18 protein-coding genes are annotated in these 15,360 nt (G+C 36.1%); 17 read left to right on the top strand and 1 reads right to left on the bottom strand.

Annotated elements, in window-relative coordinates; genetic code table 11:
• Positions 1 to 210 precede the first annotated feature (210 nt).
• From aroC to RBB48_RS16100, 14 genes are all read left to right on the top strand, one after another.
• Complete coding sequence (aroC, locus tag RBB48_RS16035) at positions 211 to 1,383, top strand: chorismate synthase (protein WP_087985544.1); 1,173 nt, start codon at positions 211 to 213, stop codon at positions 1,381 to 1,383.
• A complete protein-coding gene (aroB, locus tag RBB48_RS16040) occupies positions 1,383 to 2,468 on the top strand; it encodes a 3-dehydroquinate synthase (protein WP_088062697.1) in 1,086 nt (361 codons plus the stop codon). Before aroC ends, aroB begins: the two co-directional genes overlap by 1 nt.
• A gap of 120 nt (positions 2,469 to 2,588) precedes the next feature.
• Complete coding sequence (gene hisC, locus RBB48_RS16045) at positions 2,589 to 3,701, top strand: histidinol-phosphate transaminase (RefSeq protein ID WP_088062699.1); 1,113 nt, start codon at positions 2,589 to 2,591, stop codon at positions 3,699 to 3,701.
• 351 nt (positions 3,702 to 4,052) lie between these two features.
• Positions 4,053 to 5,315, top strand: coding sequence for a tetratricopeptide repeat protein (locus tag RBB48_RS16050; RefSeq protein ID WP_088062701.1), 1,263 nt, complete (start codon positions 4,053 to 4,055; stop codon positions 5,313 to 5,315).
• Between the two features lie 73 nt (positions 5,316 to 5,388).
• Positions 5,389 to 5,925: a ReoY family proteolytic degradation factor gene (locus RBB48_RS16055; protein ID WP_001095922.1), complete on the top strand. Its 537-nt coding sequence runs from the start codon at positions 5,389 to 5,391 to the stop codon at positions 5,923 to 5,925.
• A gap of 155 nt (positions 5,926 to 6,080) precedes the next feature.
• The gene (locus RBB48_RS16060) at positions 6,081 to 6,536 is read left to right on the top strand and encodes a YpiF family protein (RefSeq protein ID WP_306007847.1); all 456 of its coding nucleotides are present in this window, start codon (positions 6,081 to 6,083) and stop codon (positions 6,534 to 6,536) included.
• A gap of 143 nt (positions 6,537 to 6,679) precedes the next feature.
• The gene (gene qcrA / locus RBB48_RS16065; RefSeq protein WP_001290419.1) at positions 6,680 to 7,192 is read left to right on the top strand and encodes a menaquinol-cytochrome c reductase iron-sulfur subunit; all 513 of its coding nucleotides are present in this window, start codon (positions 6,680 to 6,682) and stop codon (positions 7,190 to 7,192) included.
• Positions 7,193 to 7,867 (top strand): menaquinol-cytochrome c reductase cytochrome b subunit, encoded by a 675-nt coding sequence (qcrB, locus tag RBB48_RS16070; RefSeq protein WP_000932700.1) that lies wholly within the window; start codon positions 7,193 to 7,195, stop codon positions 7,865 to 7,867. It begins immediately after the preceding gene.
• Between the two features lie 43 nt (positions 7,868 to 7,910).
• Positions 7,911 to 8,678: a menaquinol-cytochrome c reductase cytochrome b/c subunit gene (gene qcrC, locus RBB48_RS16075; RefSeq protein WP_000554601.1), complete on the top strand. Its 768-nt coding sequence runs from the start codon at positions 7,911 to 7,913 to the stop codon at positions 8,676 to 8,678.
• A 121-nt stretch (positions 8,679 to 8,799) separates the two neighbouring features.
• Positions 8,800 to 9,399 carry a lipoprotein heptaprenylglyceryl N-acetyltransferase LhaT gene (gene lhaT / locus RBB48_RS16080; RefSeq protein WP_306007848.1) on the top strand — a complete coding sequence of 200 codons (600 nt, stop codon included), beginning with the start codon at positions 8,800 to 8,802 and terminating at the stop codon, positions 9,397 to 9,399.
• Positions 9,400 to 9,416: 17 nt separating this feature from the next.
• Positions 9,417 to 10,103 (top strand): lipoprotein intramolecular transacylase Lit, encoded by a 687-nt coding sequence (gene lit / locus RBB48_RS16085; RefSeq protein WP_088062705.1) that lies wholly within the window; start codon positions 9,417 to 9,419, stop codon positions 10,101 to 10,103.
• Between the two features lie 107 nt (positions 10,104 to 10,210).
• The gene (gene ypjB, locus RBB48_RS16090) at positions 10,211 to 10,999 is read left to right on the top strand and encodes a sporulation protein YpjB (protein WP_088062706.1); all 789 of its coding nucleotides are present in this window, start codon (positions 10,211 to 10,213) and stop codon (positions 10,997 to 10,999) included.
• Positions 11,000 to 11,111: 112 nt separating this feature from the next.
• Positions 11,112 to 11,792, top strand: coding sequence for a zinc metallopeptidase (locus RBB48_RS16095; RefSeq protein ID WP_002096760.1), 681 nt, complete (start codon positions 11,112 to 11,114; stop codon positions 11,790 to 11,792).
• 109 nt (positions 11,793 to 11,901) lie between these two features.
• On the top strand, positions 11,902 to 12,543 hold the full coding sequence (locus tag RBB48_RS16100) for a uracil-DNA glycosylase (protein WP_088608754.1): 642 nt from the start codon (positions 11,902 to 11,904) through the stop codon (positions 12,541 to 12,543).
• 28 nt (positions 12,544 to 12,571) lie between these two features.
• Here RBB48_RS16100 and RBB48_RS16105 read toward each other — a convergent pair whose 3' ends face one another.
• Positions 12,572 to 13,453, bottom strand: coding sequence for a YitT family protein (locus RBB48_RS16105; RefSeq protein ID WP_000203306.1), 882 nt, complete (start codon positions 13,451 to 13,453; stop codon positions 12,572 to 12,574).
• 353 nt (positions 13,454 to 13,806) lie between these two features.
• On the opposite strand from RBB48_RS16105, the gene RBB48_RS16110 reads away from it, so the two are divergent.
• The 3 genes from RBB48_RS16110 to mgsA are packed head-to-tail and all read left to right on the top strand — an operon-like array spanning position 13,807 to position 15,358.
• A complete protein-coding gene (locus tag RBB48_RS16110; RefSeq protein WP_048543622.1) occupies positions 13,807 to 14,148 on the top strand; it encodes a nucleotide pyrophosphohydrolase in 342 nt (113 codons plus the stop codon).
• Positions 14,148 to 14,948, top strand: a complete 801-nt coding sequence (gene dapB / locus RBB48_RS16115; RefSeq protein WP_048543525.1) for a dihydrodipicolinate reductase — start codon at positions 14,148 to 14,150, stop codon at positions 14,946 to 14,948. The genes RBB48_RS16110 and dapB overlap by 1 nt, the downstream gene beginning before the upstream one ends.
• 14 nt (positions 14,949 to 14,962) lie before the next feature.
• Positions 14,963 to 15,358, top strand: coding sequence for a methylglyoxal synthase (gene mgsA / locus RBB48_RS16120; protein ID WP_046955216.1), 396 nt, complete (start codon positions 14,963 to 14,965; stop codon positions 15,356 to 15,358).
• Positions 15,359 to 15,360 lie beyond the last annotated feature (2 nt).

Below are 15,360 nucleotides of genomic sequence, written 5' to 3' on the forward strand. Positions count from 1 at the left end.
TAGGGGTATTCTTCTTGCACTTTTTTTGTTTCAATTAGTTACGAAGTTAGAGCTGTTATGATATATTGATATGTAAAGTAAAAGGCCTATCGGAGAATAAGCGAATGGCTGATCAAATATATAATTTCTTTCATATTTTTAGAGTAAGGAAAGATAATATCATTGCTTAATATAGCGGGATAAATACATATACGAAAAGAGGAATAACGTATGCGATATATTACAGCTGGTGAATCTCATGGTCCACAACTTACAACGATTATAGAAGGTGTTCCGGCAGGACTGCCTTTAGTAGCGGATGATATAAATGAAGAGTTAGCTAGAAGGCAAAAGGGGCATGGGCGTGGTAGACGCATGCAAATTGAAACAGATCAAGTGCAAATTGTAAGTGGTGTTAGACATGGAGAGACATTAGGTTCTCCAATTGCACTTGTTGTTGAAAATCGTGATTTTGCACATTGGACAAAAATTATGGGCGCAGAGCCTTTAACGGAACAAGAAGAAAAAGAAATGAAAAGGAAAGTAACAAAACCAAGACCTGGGCATGCTGATTTAAATGGTGCGATTAAATATGGTCATAGAGATATGAGAAATGTACTGGAGCGTTCTTCAGCACGCGAAACGACAGTGCGTGTTGCTGCTGGTGCGGTTGCTAAAAAAGTGTTAGCAGAACTTGGTATTACAGTGGCGGGCCATGTAATTGAAATTGGCGGTGTACAGGCTCAGGAATTTACCTATAGTTCAATTGAAGAATTAAAAAGTATTACAGAAGCATCACCTGTACGTTGCTTAGATGAAGCAGCAGGTAACCAAATGATGAAAGCAATTGATGATGCGAAAGCAAATGGTGATTCAATAGGTGGAATCGTTGAAGTGATTGTGGAAGGAATGCCAATTGGGGTCGGTAGCTATGTGCATTATGATCGAAAACTGGATGCAAAATTAGCAGCTGCAATTATGAGCATTAATGCTTTTAAAGGCGTCGAGATTGGAATTGGTTTTGAAGCAGCGCATAGACCGGGAAGTGAAGTTCATGATGAAATTCTGTGGAATGAGGAACATGGATATACACGAAGAACAAATAATGCAGGTGGATTAGAAGGCGGTATGACGACTGGAATGCCAATTGTTGTGCGCGGTGTGATGAAACCGATCCCTACACTATATAAACCTCTTCAAAGTATAGATATTGATACGAAAGAGCCTTTTACAGCAAGTATTGAACGTTCAGATAGTTGTGCTGTTCCAGCAGCTAGTGTCGTTGCAGAAGCGGTTGTGGCTTGGGAATTAGCGACAGCTTTAATAGAACAATTCGGATTAGATCGTATGGACCTTATTCGTGAAAATATTGAGAAACATAATGAATATGCGAGGGGATTTTAATGGGAAACATACATATTCAAACGAAATCAAAAGAATATGATGTACATGTAGGAAAACAATCGTTGTCAAAGTTGACAACGATTGTTCAAAACATGCAGCCATCTGTGTCAAACATCATGATCATTTCAGATGAAGCTGTTGCGTCTTTACATTTACAGACAGTTGTAGACGCGTTGCAAATAAAGCAAAAAGTATTTTCATTTGTCGTACCGAGTGGCGAAAAAGAGAAGTCTTTTGAAAATTTCTATGCGGCTCATACGTCAGCTCTTGAAAATAAATTAGATAGAAATTCTTTAATTATTGCACTTGGAGGCGGGATGATTGGAGATTTAGCTGGTTTTGTTGCTGCATCGTTTATGCGTGGAATTCGCTTCGTTCAAGTTCCAACGACTTTATTAGCTCACGATAGCGCAGTGGGTGGGAAAGTAGCGATCAATCATCCGTTAGGTAAAAATATGATCGGTGCATTCCATCAACCGGAAGTAGTTGTATATCATACGCCGTTTTTACAGTCACTTCCTGAAAAAGAGTGGCGTTCAGGTTATGCAGAAGTGATAAAACATGCTCTTATTGGTGATGTAAAGCTGTATCATTGGTTAAAAGAAGAAGTGCAAACATTAGCGGATCTTCGTGATGAGAAGTTAATCCATATATTAACGAAGGCAATTCCTGTAAAGGCAAACATTGTATCGCAAGATGAAACAGAAAAAGGTGTACGTGCTCATTTGAACTTTGGACATACGTTAGGCCATGCTCTTGAAAAAGAACTAGGATATGGAAATATTACTCACGGTGACGGAGTAGCGGTTGGAATGTTATTTGCCTTGTTTTTAAGTGAGCAAGTGTACAAGGTTAATCTTTCTTATGAAGAGATGAAGCAGTGGTTCTTAAAGTACGGATATCCAAAAATGCCAAGTGATTTGAGTGTAGAGCGTCTCGTTCAATTGATGAAACAAGATAAGAAAGCGAACGCTGGAGCAATTCATATGGTGTTAATGCAGGAATATGGGGTAGTGAATGTCGTATCTATTCCAGATGAGACTGTTCATATTGCGTTAGAGGCATTTCAAAAGGATATGGTTTAAGAGCTAAGAAGTGCTTGTTTAAAGGTATCCTCGTAATAGTGACGGTTAAGATAAACGATTACAGTGAGAAATTACAACCTTATTGTAATTGAATTGAATAAAACGACTGGGGGAAGAAAAATGAGAGTGAAAGAGCAATTGTTAACTTTGAGAGCATATGTACCTGGGAAAAATATTGAAGAAGTAAAAAGGGAATATGGATTATCAAAAATTGTGAAATTAGCATCGAACGAAAATCCATTCGGTTGCTCAGCACGCGTAACAGAAGCATTAACTTCTTTAGCGAGTCAATACGCTCTTTATCCAGATGGATATGCATTTGAACTTCGGACAAAAGTAGCAGAGCAGTTAGGTGTCAAAGCAGAACAACTGTTATTTGGTAGTGGATTAGATGAAGTCATTCAAATGATTAGTCGTGCATTACTACATGAAGGAACAAATGTTGTAATGGCGAATCCAACATTCTCGCAATACCATCACCATGCTGTTATTGAAGAAGCAGAAGTTCGTGAAGTACCACTTAAAGATGGCATTCACGATTTAGATGCGATGTTACAGCAAGTAGATGATAAAACGAAGATTGTATGGATTTGTAACCCGAATAATCCGACAGGTACATATGTAGAGAAACAAAATTTACTTTCATTTTTAGAATCAGTTCCTAAGTCAGCGCTCGTTATTATGGACGAAGCATATTATGAATATGCGGGGGCAGAAGACTATCCGCAAACATTACCACTTCTTGAACAGTATGAAAATCTTATGGTTTTACGCACGTTTTCAAAAGCATATGGTTTAGCTGCTTTCCGTATCGGATATGCGGTTGGTAATGCGAATTTAATCGGGCAGCTAGAAGTAGCAAGGTTACCATTTAATACATCGACTGTAGCGCAGGCTGTAGCACTCGCTGCATTAGAAGATCAAGTATTTTTACAAGAATGTGTGAAAAAAAATGAAGAAGGATTAAATCAATATTACGCATTTTGTAAGGAATATAACGTATTCTATTATCCATCTCAAACAAATTTCATTTTCTTAAAACTCGGTATTCCTGGTAATGAGGCTTTCGAACGATTAATGAAGAAAGGATATATTGTTCGTTCTGGTGCTGCATTTGGTATACATGATGGTATTCGTATTACTGTCGGTTTGAAAGAAGAAAATGATGAAATTATAGAATTATTGAAAGAGCTTGTAAACGAGCAAGTAAAGAAAGAAGAAACATACTCTTAAGAGTTTGTGAAGGCTCCTAATATAGGAGTCTTTTTTATTTAAATGAAGGCCTGTAAAGCTTGATCCGTGCGTGTTAATAATTAATAAGGGAAGTTTATTTGCACGGTAATGAAAGAAAACGGTACAATAGAAAGTAGTAATGCGGTATCGGTGTCATGTTTGAATCGTTGTCAGTGAAAGTACAAGATGAAGTATGCTCATTCTAAAGGTTGCGTTCGTACACCTAGTTGCTTATGATAAAGTGAAACTTTAATCAGTGAGGGGATGCTCATCCCCTCACTGATTATTAGCCCGCACCAATCGGGGTAAATGAATAGAAAATAATATTTGTTAGAATTAAAGGAGACGTTTATGCAAAAGTTTGAACAAGCTGTTTCATATATTGAAAATGGTGAAGCGGAAAAAGGATTACAATTATTAAAAGAACAATTAAAAATTGCGAATGATGAAGAGAAGTATGATATCGCTCGCTATTATCATACACTTGGATTTACGGATGAAGCGTTAGCTATTACAGAAGACTTGCGTTTATTGTATCCGGAAGAAAGTGAATTCACTGTATTTTTAGCAGAATTATATATTGATCTAGACAAAGAAGATGAAGCGATTGAAGTGCTTCATGATATTCCAGAAAATGATGACTTATATGTTCAATCGTTATTACTTGTTGCAGATTTATTCCAAATGCAAGGTTTCGATGATGTAGCAGAACAAAAACTATTAAAGGCGAAAGAAATGATGCCTGACGAACCTGTTATTACGTTTGGATTAGCAGAGTTATATAGTAGTAAAGGTGAAGAACAAAAGGCAATCACTCATTATGAGTCGCTATTAGCAGAACATAAAGTCATGGGTGGTGTTGTCATTGCACTTCGCCTCGCAGAAACGTTAAGTGCGATTGGAAATTGGGAAGAAGCGATCTCTTACTATGAAGCAGGTTTAGAGGAACAAAAAGATATCCACTCATTATTTGGATATGCCTTCACATTATACCAAGGTGAAGAATATCAAAGAGCAATTGGTGCTTGGCAAGAACTAAAAGAATTAGATCCGGAGTATGCATCGCTGTACATGTATTTGGCGAAAAGCTATGAAAAAGAAGGAATGCTTCAAGAAAGCTATGAAACACTTCAAGAAGGAATTAAAGTAGATGAGCTTTCTGTACCATTTTATGTAGAATTAGCGAACATTGCGGCGAAATTAGGAAGAATAGCGGAAGCAGAGGAAGTGCTTCAAAAAGCGCTTGAGTTAGATCCAGGACATTTAGGTGCGATATTAAAATATGCGTATATCTTAAAAGAACAAGAAAAATATGAAGAGTTAATTGCAGTTGTAGAGCGTGCGATTGACAGCGGAGAACCAGATACACAACTACTTTGGGATCTTGCGTTTGCAAAAAAACAATTAGAAATGTATTCGGATGCATTAAAACACTATGAAAGTGCATATACTTCTTTTAAGAATCATCCAGACTTCTTGGAAGAGTACGGTTATTTCTTATTGGAAGAAGGTATGCGAAAAGAGGCGAAAGAAGTATTTACTCAGTTAATACAACTAGACCCGACACAAATTCATATTGAAGAATTGTTATATAATTTAGAGGATTTTTCATAAGTTGGAAGGAAACTGAATACCGCTTCTTGAATCTAAAAAGAAAAGAGAAAGACAGAGGAGGGACTTAATTGCTATGAATACCCCTGTTTCTGTAAACGAGAAGAAGGATTTTGTAAAATGGTTTTTGAATAATTACCAACTGAAACAGCGTGAATGTGTATGGATTTTGAATTATTTAATGAGTCATGACCAATTGATGCATAAAGTCCACTTCGTAGAGCATGCAAAATATTGTCCGCGTGGTTTAGTGATGTCCGCGAATTGTGTGAAAGACACACCATTTCACTTTTTTAAACAAAATGTTATGACAACAGATGCTGAAAAATCGTTTCATGATATTCGTTTAAATCGAGATGAAGATATTTATATTCAACTCAATTTTAAATCATCGTTTCAAAATGCCAATTATGTAGCTGTATTAGAAGAAAACCCGTATTTACCAAAGCATATTGAAGTAAATGAAAAAGATCGTTTACTTGCAGAAAGATTTTTAGAAGAAAGTGTATTTTCTTTTAGAAGAGAACGTCTTTTGAAACAAATTGATGAAGCGCTGGATAAGCAAGATAAGGAAGCGTTTCATAAGTTAACAGCTGAGTTAAAGATGTTATAGAATTCATTTGGATTCATAAAATTTTACAAATTTCAGACTTTTTTAAGAAAAACTACCTTAATATAGGTAGTTTTTCTTTTTTTACCTCTTTTAGTATGGTTTAATATATATAAAGTGAAAGTTCTGTCATTTGAAAATGAAGGGAGGGAAGACATTTGAAATGGAGTGTAAAAGATGTGGAGCAGTTTGAGCAAGCAAGAGATTATGTAGATACTGGTGTTATACCACTTTTATCAATTTCGGCAGCAAAAAAAATGAAAATGGTAGTAGAACAAGGTGAATTTATCGAATTGTTGAGTATGGAGTTGGAAAGAGAATATAAAGGAAGAGTACTTTTACTACCTGCATTTACGTATTTAGTAGAAAGTCAAAAAAATGAAAAAGGTCGTTTGCAAGAATGGACAAATCATTTGCAAAAGCAAGGTTTTAAGCATATTGCTTATGTTACAAGTGATTTTTCATGGAAAGAAGATATGCAAGAGTTACAAGGAGATTTATTTTGGTTTCCTTCATTAGCGTTAGAACAATTTAGTGATCAAGCGAAAAGAGAAGTTATTCATGCACATATAAAAAATATAATGGTGATGTTAGAAGAAAAATGGGGAAAGTAGTAATAAACAGAAAGTTCTTATTATTATGAGTAGTATGATATTGACCTGTACCTAAGCGTATTATATCATGATAGTGTCCTAGTTTTTATTTTTTATATAATTTATCACGAGGGGACAATTTCTGATAGAGGGGGGAAATTTTCGTGAGCGAGAAAGAACATCGTGTATCAAGAAGACAGTTTTTAAATTACACCCTTACAGGGGTAGGAGGCTTTATGGCAGCGGGTATTTTAATGCCGATGACGCGATTTGCGCTTGATCCGGTGTTAAGAAAAGAAGCGGGAACGGATATGGTTGCTGTTGCACAAGTAAAGGATATTACAACAGAGCCGAAACGTTTCGACTTTAAGGTGAAGCAGGTTGATGGTTGGTACAAGTCCGAAGAGCCAAAATCAGCTTGGGTTCATAAAGATGAAAGCGGAGACATTGTTGCGTTCTCTCCGGTATGTAAACATTTAGGATGTACAGTTAACTGGAATTCGGACAAAGCACATCCGAATCAATTCTTTTGTCCATGTCACGGGGGCCGTTACACAAAAGACGGGATGAACATTAAAGGCACGCCGCCCCTTGCTCCGCTTGATGTATACGAGTCCAAAGTAAAAGATGGAACGCTGTATTTAGGCAAAGCGAAGCCAAAAGGGGGTGCAAAGTAGATGCTAAATAAAATTTATGATTGGGTAGATGAAAGGTTAGATATTACACCAATATGGCGTGATATCGCTGATCATGAAGTACCTGAACATGTAAACCCGGCACATCACTTTTCTGCATTCGTTTATTGCTTTGGAGGACTTACCTTTTTCGTTACTGTAATTCAAATTTTATCAGGAATGTTTTTGACGATGTATTATGTGCCTGATATTAAAAATGCTTGGGAATCGGTTTATTATTTACAAAATGAAGTTGCATATGGGCAAATTGTTCGTGGTATGCACCACTGGGGCGCTAGTCTCGTCATTGTAATGATGTTTTTACATACACTTAGAGTTTTCTTCCAGGGTGCGTATAAAAAGCCTCGTGAGTTAAACTGGATTGTTGGTGTTCTTATTTTCTTTGTTATGTTAGGTCTTGGTTTTACCGGATATTTATTACCGTGGGATATGAAAGCATTATTTGCTACGAAAGTAGGGATTCAAATTGCAGAGCAAACGCCGCTCATTGGTCCTTATATTAAAACATTACTCGCTGGTCATTCCGAAATTGTTGGCGCTCAAACATTAACTCGCTTCTTTGCTATTCACGTCTTCTTCTTACCAGCAGCACTTCTAGGTTTAATGGCCTTCCACTTCATCATGATTCGCAAACAAGGTATTTCCGGTCCGCTATAAGAGATTGCTAAATTAAAGGGGAAAGAACTAAAGGAGGGAGATTATGCATCGAGGCAAAGGGATGAAGTTTGTAGGAGATTCTCGGGTACCAGTAGCTCGGAAACCAAATATTCCAAAAGACTATTCTGAATACCCAGGAAAAACAGAAGCGTTTTGGCCGAACTTCTTGTTAAAAGAATGGATGGTTGGTGCAGTTTTTTTAATCGGTTATTTATGTTTAACAGTGGCGCATCCGTCACCACTTGAGAGAATGGCAGATCCAACTGATGCCGGATATATACCACTTCCAGATTGGTATTTCTTATTCTTGTATCAGTTATTAAAGTATTCTTATGCTTCTGGTTCATTTACTGTAATTGGAGCGTTTATTATGCCAGGGATTGCGTTTGGCGCATTATTGTTAGCTCCATTTCTTGACCGAGGCCCAGAAAGACGCCCATTGAAGCGTCCTGTAGCAACTGGATTTATGCTTTTAGCAATTGCATCGATTATCTTTTTAACTTGGGAATCTGTAGCACACCACGACTGGGAAGCTGCAAAAAAACAAGGAGCAATTGTAAAAACAGCACCAGTTGATAAAAATGATGACGGCTATAAATTAATGCAAAAAAATACTTGTTTAACGTGTCACGGTGACAATTTACAGGGCGGGGCAGCAGCGCCTGCACTGCAAAACTTAACTTTAAAGCCAGAAGAAATTGCTAAAATTGCGAAAGATGGAAAAGGTTCAATGCCTAAAGGGGTATTTAAAGGTACAGATGAGGAACTGAAGAAACTTTCGGAATTCGTTGCAAAGTATAATAAAAAATAATAAAAAGCTGACTACAAAAATTTGTAGTCAGCTTTTTATTTTGATGAAAGAAAGTTTACTATATAATAGAGTAGAGTTTGAGGAAAGAATGACTTTGTTTGAAAGGTGTTGGACATACAGCTTGGTTTATTTGTATGCAATGTTAAGACAACGCTCTATATTATTATTTTTATTAGTTGTTAACATATTAGGTACAATATACGGATTTATATGGTATGGAAATCAATTAAAAGAAACCTCACCTATATTTTGGCCGTTTGTACCCGATAGCCCGATGGCAAGTCTCTTTTTTGTCTTTGTTTTAATTGCTTTTTTAAGAAAGAGAAATTGGGGATTAATAGAGGCGCTAGCGATTGTTACTTTAATGAAATATGGTATATGGGCTGTTGTTGTAAATGCAATTATGATCTATGTAAAAGGTCCTATTGGTCCTATTGGTCTTATGGGGTATATGTTAATGCTTTCGCATTTTGCGATGGCAGTACAAGCAGTGCTATATGCGCCGTTTTACCGTATAAAAAAATGGCATTTTGCGGTAGCAGCTATATGGACATTACATAATGATGCAATTGATTATTTATTTTGGCAAATGCCGAGATATGGAATTATGCATTTGTTTGTAGGAGAAATTGGTTATTTTACGTTCTGGCTAAGTATCGCAGTGCTTTGTGTTACATATTATTATTGCTTACGTGAGAACCGAAAACAGTTTTCTTTATGAACATTTAGGGGGAGAAAATGAAGAAGAATAAGAGTCGTACAAAAATATTGGATCGATTGATTACGATAGTTGTTTCATATAGCATAGCATTTTCTATATTTGCACTCGCAACAACGGTGGTGGTGTACGGAAAATGGCTATATTATTTTGAAATTGATTTTTTAAACATTCCAGACTTAGCGGATATGACGAAGGATGATATTAAAAGAAATTATGATGTGCTTATCACATATTTATCTCCGTTTTATGACGGAGCATTACAGTTTCCAACATTAGATATGTCCACAAATGGCCGTATTCATTTTGTAGATGTTAAAAATATTTTAGTGAAAATTCAATATGTGATGTATGCGACAATTATGATTGCAATAATAGGCGGGATTTATTTATTAAAAAAGAAAAATGAAAAGTTTTTACTGCACGGATCAATTTTAACAATTATCTTACCGATCGCGCTCATGTTACCGATCGCTATTAATTTTGAAAAGAGTTTTGTATTATTCCATAAACTTTTATTCAGTAATGATTATTGGATGTTTGATATTGAAACGGATCCAATTATATTAATGTTACCAGAAGAATTCTTTATGCATGCTGCGTGTGCTATTTTATTATTTATTTTATGCGGCAGCATAATTTGTTACAGTTTGTATAGATATTTCGTAAAAAAGAAAAGGGTTTCAAAGGAAAAATTCTCTGTTTAAAGAGAATTTTTTTGTTTGTAAAATGATAATATATTTTTCGGTCCAGTTCTGTTCTATTCTTGTCCAAATTAACATATTTTGTACTAGTAGTTATAGGGGGGACCGTGATGAAGAGAACATTAATTGGATTAATAGCATTTCTAATTATAATGTTTCCGTTACGTATATATGCTGAAGAGTGGAGTGAACTAACAGGGTTGTTAGACGACTCATTACAATTAGTGAAGCGTAATGAAGATGGAAAAGCAGTACAAGTATTACAACATTTCTCCGAGCAGTTTGTTATAAAGGGGAATGAAAAGAAGCAAGAAGTAACGCCAGATCAGGTTAGAGTTATTTCTTTAGCTTACGACAAGGCGAAACAATCTCTCTCGGAAACAGATTTAGGTAAACAAGTTAAAATTGATAATGTGTTAGCCCTGCAGCTCGCTGTTGATGCGCAAGTGTCGAAATATCAACCGCTTTGGATGGAAAGAGAAAGAAAAGTAATGGGTGCCTTTTCTCAAATGGAAAAAGCGATGAAAAAAGAAGATACGGGACAGTTTCAACAAACGTTAAACACATTTTTACATGAATTTAATATTATTTATCCAAGCTTAATGATCGCCCTGCCAGAAAATGAAGTGCAGCGTGTAAATGCCCATTTATCTTATTTGGATGAATTTCGTAACGTTATGTTAAATACGAAAGGGGGGCAAATGCAAGTAGGAATCATTAAAGGGGATTTGCAAAAAATATTTCACACAGTAAAAAAAGATGAAATTGCACCCTCACTCATTTGGTTTATGACAATTACTGGAGGTCTTATTTTATTCACATTAACTTATGTTGGATGGAGAAAGTATAAAGGAGAGAGAGAAAAAAGAAAAAGTAATGTACACTCTAAGAATAGATAATGCAATAAATAAAGATACGGATTGTAAGGTTTATTCATTGACAATGATGTCAGAAGAAAATAGAATGAGAAGTACTATAATTAAAACTTCAATGGAGGTTCAGAGGTTCATGATGTTTTATTTAATTTACTTCGCGATCATAATGATCATACCGTTGTATGCACAGTCAAAAGTACGTAGTGCCTATAGCAAGTATTCACAAGTTTATTCAACTTCAGGTATGACAGGAGCGGAAGTGGCTCGAAAAATTTTAGATGAGAACGGATTATACAACGTAGCTGTAGAAGAAACACCAGGTCATTTATCAGACCATTATGATCCAACTGCCAAAACAGTTCGATTATCAACAGATAACTATTACGGTCATTCAGTTGCTGGTACAGCAGTTGCAGCACACGAAGTAGGACACGCAATTCAAGACGCAAAAGATTATAACTTTATGCGTATTCGTCATTCGTTAGTGCCAGTTGCAAACTTTGGATCGAATATTTCTTGGGTATTTATTATGATTGGTGCCTTTGCATCTATGTCTAACTTGTTGTTATTAGGTATCATTTTAATGGCAGCAGGTGTTGTGTTCCAACTTGTGACATTACCTGTTGAGTTTGATGCATCAAAGCGTGCAATGCAACAAATTGAAGCGTTAGGTATCGTATCAACAGATGAATATGGCCAAGCTCGTAAAGTATTAAATGCGGCAGCATTAACATATGTAGCGGCTGCAGCTGTAGCAGTATTTGAATTATTACGTCTCGTATTAATGTATACTGGTATGCAGCGTAGCGACGACTAAAGACTATCAATTTTGATAGTCTTTTTTGTTTTGTGGATTGAATTATATAATGTATTGCAAATAGAAATAATAGAAGGAATAGAAGTAATGCGGAAAGGCGGTGGGGGAAGTGAAATATCCAAGTCGTTTAGTAAAACAAGTGAAAGAACAAAGCGCTTCTTATCAGTTAGAAGGCTTTTTAAGTGGACAAGGTCCTGAAAATCCAAAATTTATGCTGTTAGGAGAAGCGCCTGGTGAAACAGAAATTCATAATGGGATTCCGTTTAGCGGGAGAGCGGGAAAACAATTAATGGGTTTTTTAGAACGGATTCATGTTACAAGGGAAGAAGTATATATTACGAGCGCTGTCCGAAGTAGGCCTTATAAATGGCGAGAGAAAAAAGAACGAAATGGTGAAATCATACAGAAAAAATATAATAGAACACCAAATCAAGGAGAAATACTTGCCCATGCGCCTTTGTTAGATTATGAATTAGAGAAAATAAATCCGAAGCTTATCGTCACCCTTGGAAATATCGGTCTTCAACGTTTAACAGGAAAAAATAAAAAAATAACAGATGTGCACGGACAATTATTAAAACAGCCCATTCAAAAATTAAAGGATATGCAAAGTGCAGTGTTTACATGGTCAGAGCAAGAATATCATATCTTTCCGACCTTTCATCCTGCTTCCATTTTTTATAATCGGAGTTTATTGGAGCTTATTTATGAGGATTTAGATAAACTTAAAAAATATGTAATAAAAAACTAGAAAAGCTAGAGAGCTTTTCTAGTTGCGTTTATTTATGTAACGGATTTTTATTTTCATCTAACGTAAAACCTTCACCAACTACATCATGTACATCACTTACAGCAACAAAGGCATGAGGATCTACAGAAGTAATAATATTTTTTAATTTCACGATTTCATTTTTAGCAACAACGCAATATAATACGTTCCGTTCCACTTTCGTATACGATCCAACAGCTTTTAAAAAAGTAGCTCCGCGTTCCATATCAGATAAAATTTTGGCAGCAATTTCATCGTTTTTATCTGAGATAATAGTTGCTCCTTTTGCCGCATAGGCTCCTTCTTGCATAAAATCAATGACTTTCGCCCCGATAAAAACAGCAACTAACGTATACATGCCCTCGCGGTATGATAAATAGGTAAGAATAGAGACGATAATGACGATAGCATCAAACATAAACATCGTTTTCCCCATACTCCAGCCAACATATTTATGAGCGAGTCTTGCGATAATATCTACACCGCCAGTAGTCCCGCCATATTTAAATATTATGCCAAGACCGACACCGATAAATGCCCCGGCGAATAAAGCCGCGAGTGTCATATCATTTTGTAAGTTTAAATGTAAGTTAAGAACTTCGTAACGTTGAAAAATCCATAGAAATAAAGATACGCTGAAGGTGCCGATTAGTGTATAGATAAATGTCGTTCTTCCAAGTAACTTCCAACCAATAAAAAATATAGGGATATTTAAAATTAAGTTTGAATAAGAAGGATCAAACTTAAATAGAAAATACAATAATAGTGTAATACCGGTAAATCCACCTTCTGCAAGGTGATTTTCAATATTGATATTCACAATACCGAAAGAAAAAATAGCGGAACCGATTAAAATGAAAATGATATTTCGAATCTTCAAATTTGATGTCATATAGAAATCCTCCTAATTATGTAAATTGCATTGCTCCGCTGATACGGTAAAACATAATGATAAGTAATTTCTAGTTGTTAGTAAAAATAGAGAAGGCTGTAAAAAAACGCAAAAGAAGTTTCTATTTACCTCGTTCCAACGGCTGGTAGGAGATAAAGCTCTGAAGAAGGACAAACCAGCCGTAGGAACCCGATTGGTTCTGGCTGATCTTTTGCAAAAAACGCAAAAGAAAGTTTCACTTTATTATAGTCTATCCAAAAAAGGGTCGCAAATAGGTGTTTGGCGGGGAATAATATTTGTCAAATCGCGATGAATTGGCTAACATGAAAGAGGAAGGATTAGAGGTGAATTGTATGGAAGCAAAAACGATGAAGGATATGCAGAAAGAAGTAGATGCATATATTGGTCAGTTTAAAGAAGGTTATTTCAGTCCACTTGCAATGATGGCTCGTTTAACGGAAGAAATGGGGGAGCTTGCAAGAGAGGTAAATCATTATTATGGTGAGAAACCGAAGAAAACAACTGAAAAAGAACGTAGTCTGGAAGAAGAGCTTGGAGATGTATTATTTGTTATGATTTGTATGGCAAATAGTTTAAATATTGATTTAGAAACGGCACATAACATTGTAATGAATAAATTTAATACACGTGATAAAGATCGCTGGACACGTATTGATGAGGGAGAGAAAGAATAATGAAAGAAATTAAAGTAATTATCGCTGGACCAAGAGGACGTATGGGACATGAAGCAGTCCTTCTTATGGAAAGAACGGAACATTTTAATTTGGTAGCAGCAGTGGATTATAAGCATGGTGGAGAGAAAATTTCTGATTTACCGGGCATGCCAGCGTTACAAGCGCCAATTTACGCAGATTTACATACTTGTTTAGAGGAAGTAGAAGCAGATGTGTTGTTAGATTTAACAACGCCAGAAGTTGGGAAACAACACGTTACACTAGCAGTTGAGCGTGGACTTCGTTCTGTTATTGGTACAACTGGATTTACAGAAGAAGAACTAAAGCAATTAAGAGAGAATGCGAAAGAAAAAGCAGTAGGAACAATTATCGCTCCAAACTTTGCAATTGGTGCAGTTCTTATGATGAAATTCTCACAAATGGCAGCGAAGTATTTCCAAGATGTTGAAGTAATTGAATTGCATCATGATCAAAAGTTAGATGCACCATCTGGTACAGCAGTAAAAACAGTAGAATTAATTCGTCAAAATCGTGAATCAAAGCAGCAAGGTCATCCGAATGAAGTAGAACAACTAGAAGGTGCTCGTGGTGCAAATGTAGACGGCATTCACATTCATAGTGTACGTTTACCAGGACTTATTGCACACCAAGAAGTAATGTTTGGTGGAGATGGACAAATGTTAACGGTTCGTCATGATTCATTCAATCGTGCATCATTTATGTCGGGTGTAAAACTATCAATTGATACAGTAATGAATCTAGATCATCTTGTGTACGGTTTAGAAAATATTATCGACTAAAGGGGAGACAACGGATGAAAATTGCCTTAATCGCACATGACAAAAAGAAAGATGACATGGTTTCGTTTGCATACGCATATAAACCAATTTTTGAACAACATGAATTATTTGCAACAGGGACGACAGGACTTCGTATTATGGAGGCAACTGGTTTAGTTGTAACAAGATTTCAGTCGGGTCCTCTTGGTGGCGATCAAGAAATTGGTGCCATGATTGCAAAAAACGATATGGATATGGTGATTTTTTTCCGAGATCCACTAACTGCTCAGCCGCATGAACCAGATGTAAATGCATTGCTTCGTTTATGTGATGTATATGCGATTCCACTTGCAACGAATATGGCAAGTGCTGAAATGTTAATGCACGCATTAGAGCGAGGAGATTTAGATTACCGCAAGTTTAGAAAATGAGG

Source organism: Bacillus sp. MMSF_3353 (assembly GCF_030733445.1).
GTDB lineage: Bacteria > Bacillota > Bacilli > Bacillales > Bacillaceae_G > Bacillus_A > Bacillus_A wiedmannii.

Coding starts and splice junctions, on each gene's coding strand:
- ypjB (WP_088062706.1), top strand. CDS start 10,211: ATGAAGAGAACATTAATTGGATTAATAGCATTTCTAATTATAATGTTT.
- aroC (WP_087985544.1), top strand. CDS start 211: ATGCGATATATTACAGCTGGTGAATCTCATGGTCCACAACTTACAACG.
- RBB48_RS16105 (WP_000203306.1), bottom strand. CDS start 13,453: ATGACATCAAATTTGAAGATTCGAAATATCATTTTCATTTTAATCGGT.
- RBB48_RS16110 (WP_048543622.1), top strand. CDS start 13,807: ATGGAAGCAAAAACGATGAAGGATATGCAGAAAGAAGTAGATGCATAT.
- lit (WP_088062705.1), top strand. CDS start 9,417: ATGAAGAAGAATAAGAGTCGTACAAAAATATTGGATCGATTGATTACG.
- qcrB (WP_000932700.1), top strand. CDS start 7,193: ATGCTAAATAAAATTTATGATTGGGTAGATGAAAGGTTAGATATTACA.
- qcrC (WP_000554601.1), top strand. CDS start 7,911: ATGCATCGAGGCAAAGGGATGAAGTTTGTAGGAGATTCTCGGGTACCA.
- dapB (WP_048543525.1), top strand. CDS start 14,148: ATGAAAGAAATTAAAGTAATTATCGCTGGACCAAGAGGACGTATGGGA.
- RBB48_RS16095 (WP_002096760.1), top strand. CDS start 11,112: ATGTTTTATTTAATTTACTTCGCGATCATAATGATCATACCGTTGTAT.
- hisC (WP_088062699.1), top strand. CDS start 2,589: ATGAGAGTGAAAGAGCAATTGTTAACTTTGAGAGCATATGTACCTGGG.
- RBB48_RS16055 (WP_001095922.1), top strand. CDS start 5,389: ATGAATACCCCTGTTTCTGTAAACGAGAAGAAGGATTTTGTAAAATGG.
- RBB48_RS16050 (WP_088062701.1), top strand. CDS start 4,053: ATGCAAAAGTTTGAACAAGCTGTTTCATATATTGAAAATGGTGAAGCG.
- mgsA (WP_046955216.1), top strand. CDS start 14,963: ATGAAAATTGCCTTAATCGCACATGACAAAAAGAAAGATGACATGGTT.
- aroB (WP_088062697.1), top strand. CDS start 1,383: ATGGGAAACATACATATTCAAACGAAATCAAAAGAATATGATGTACAT.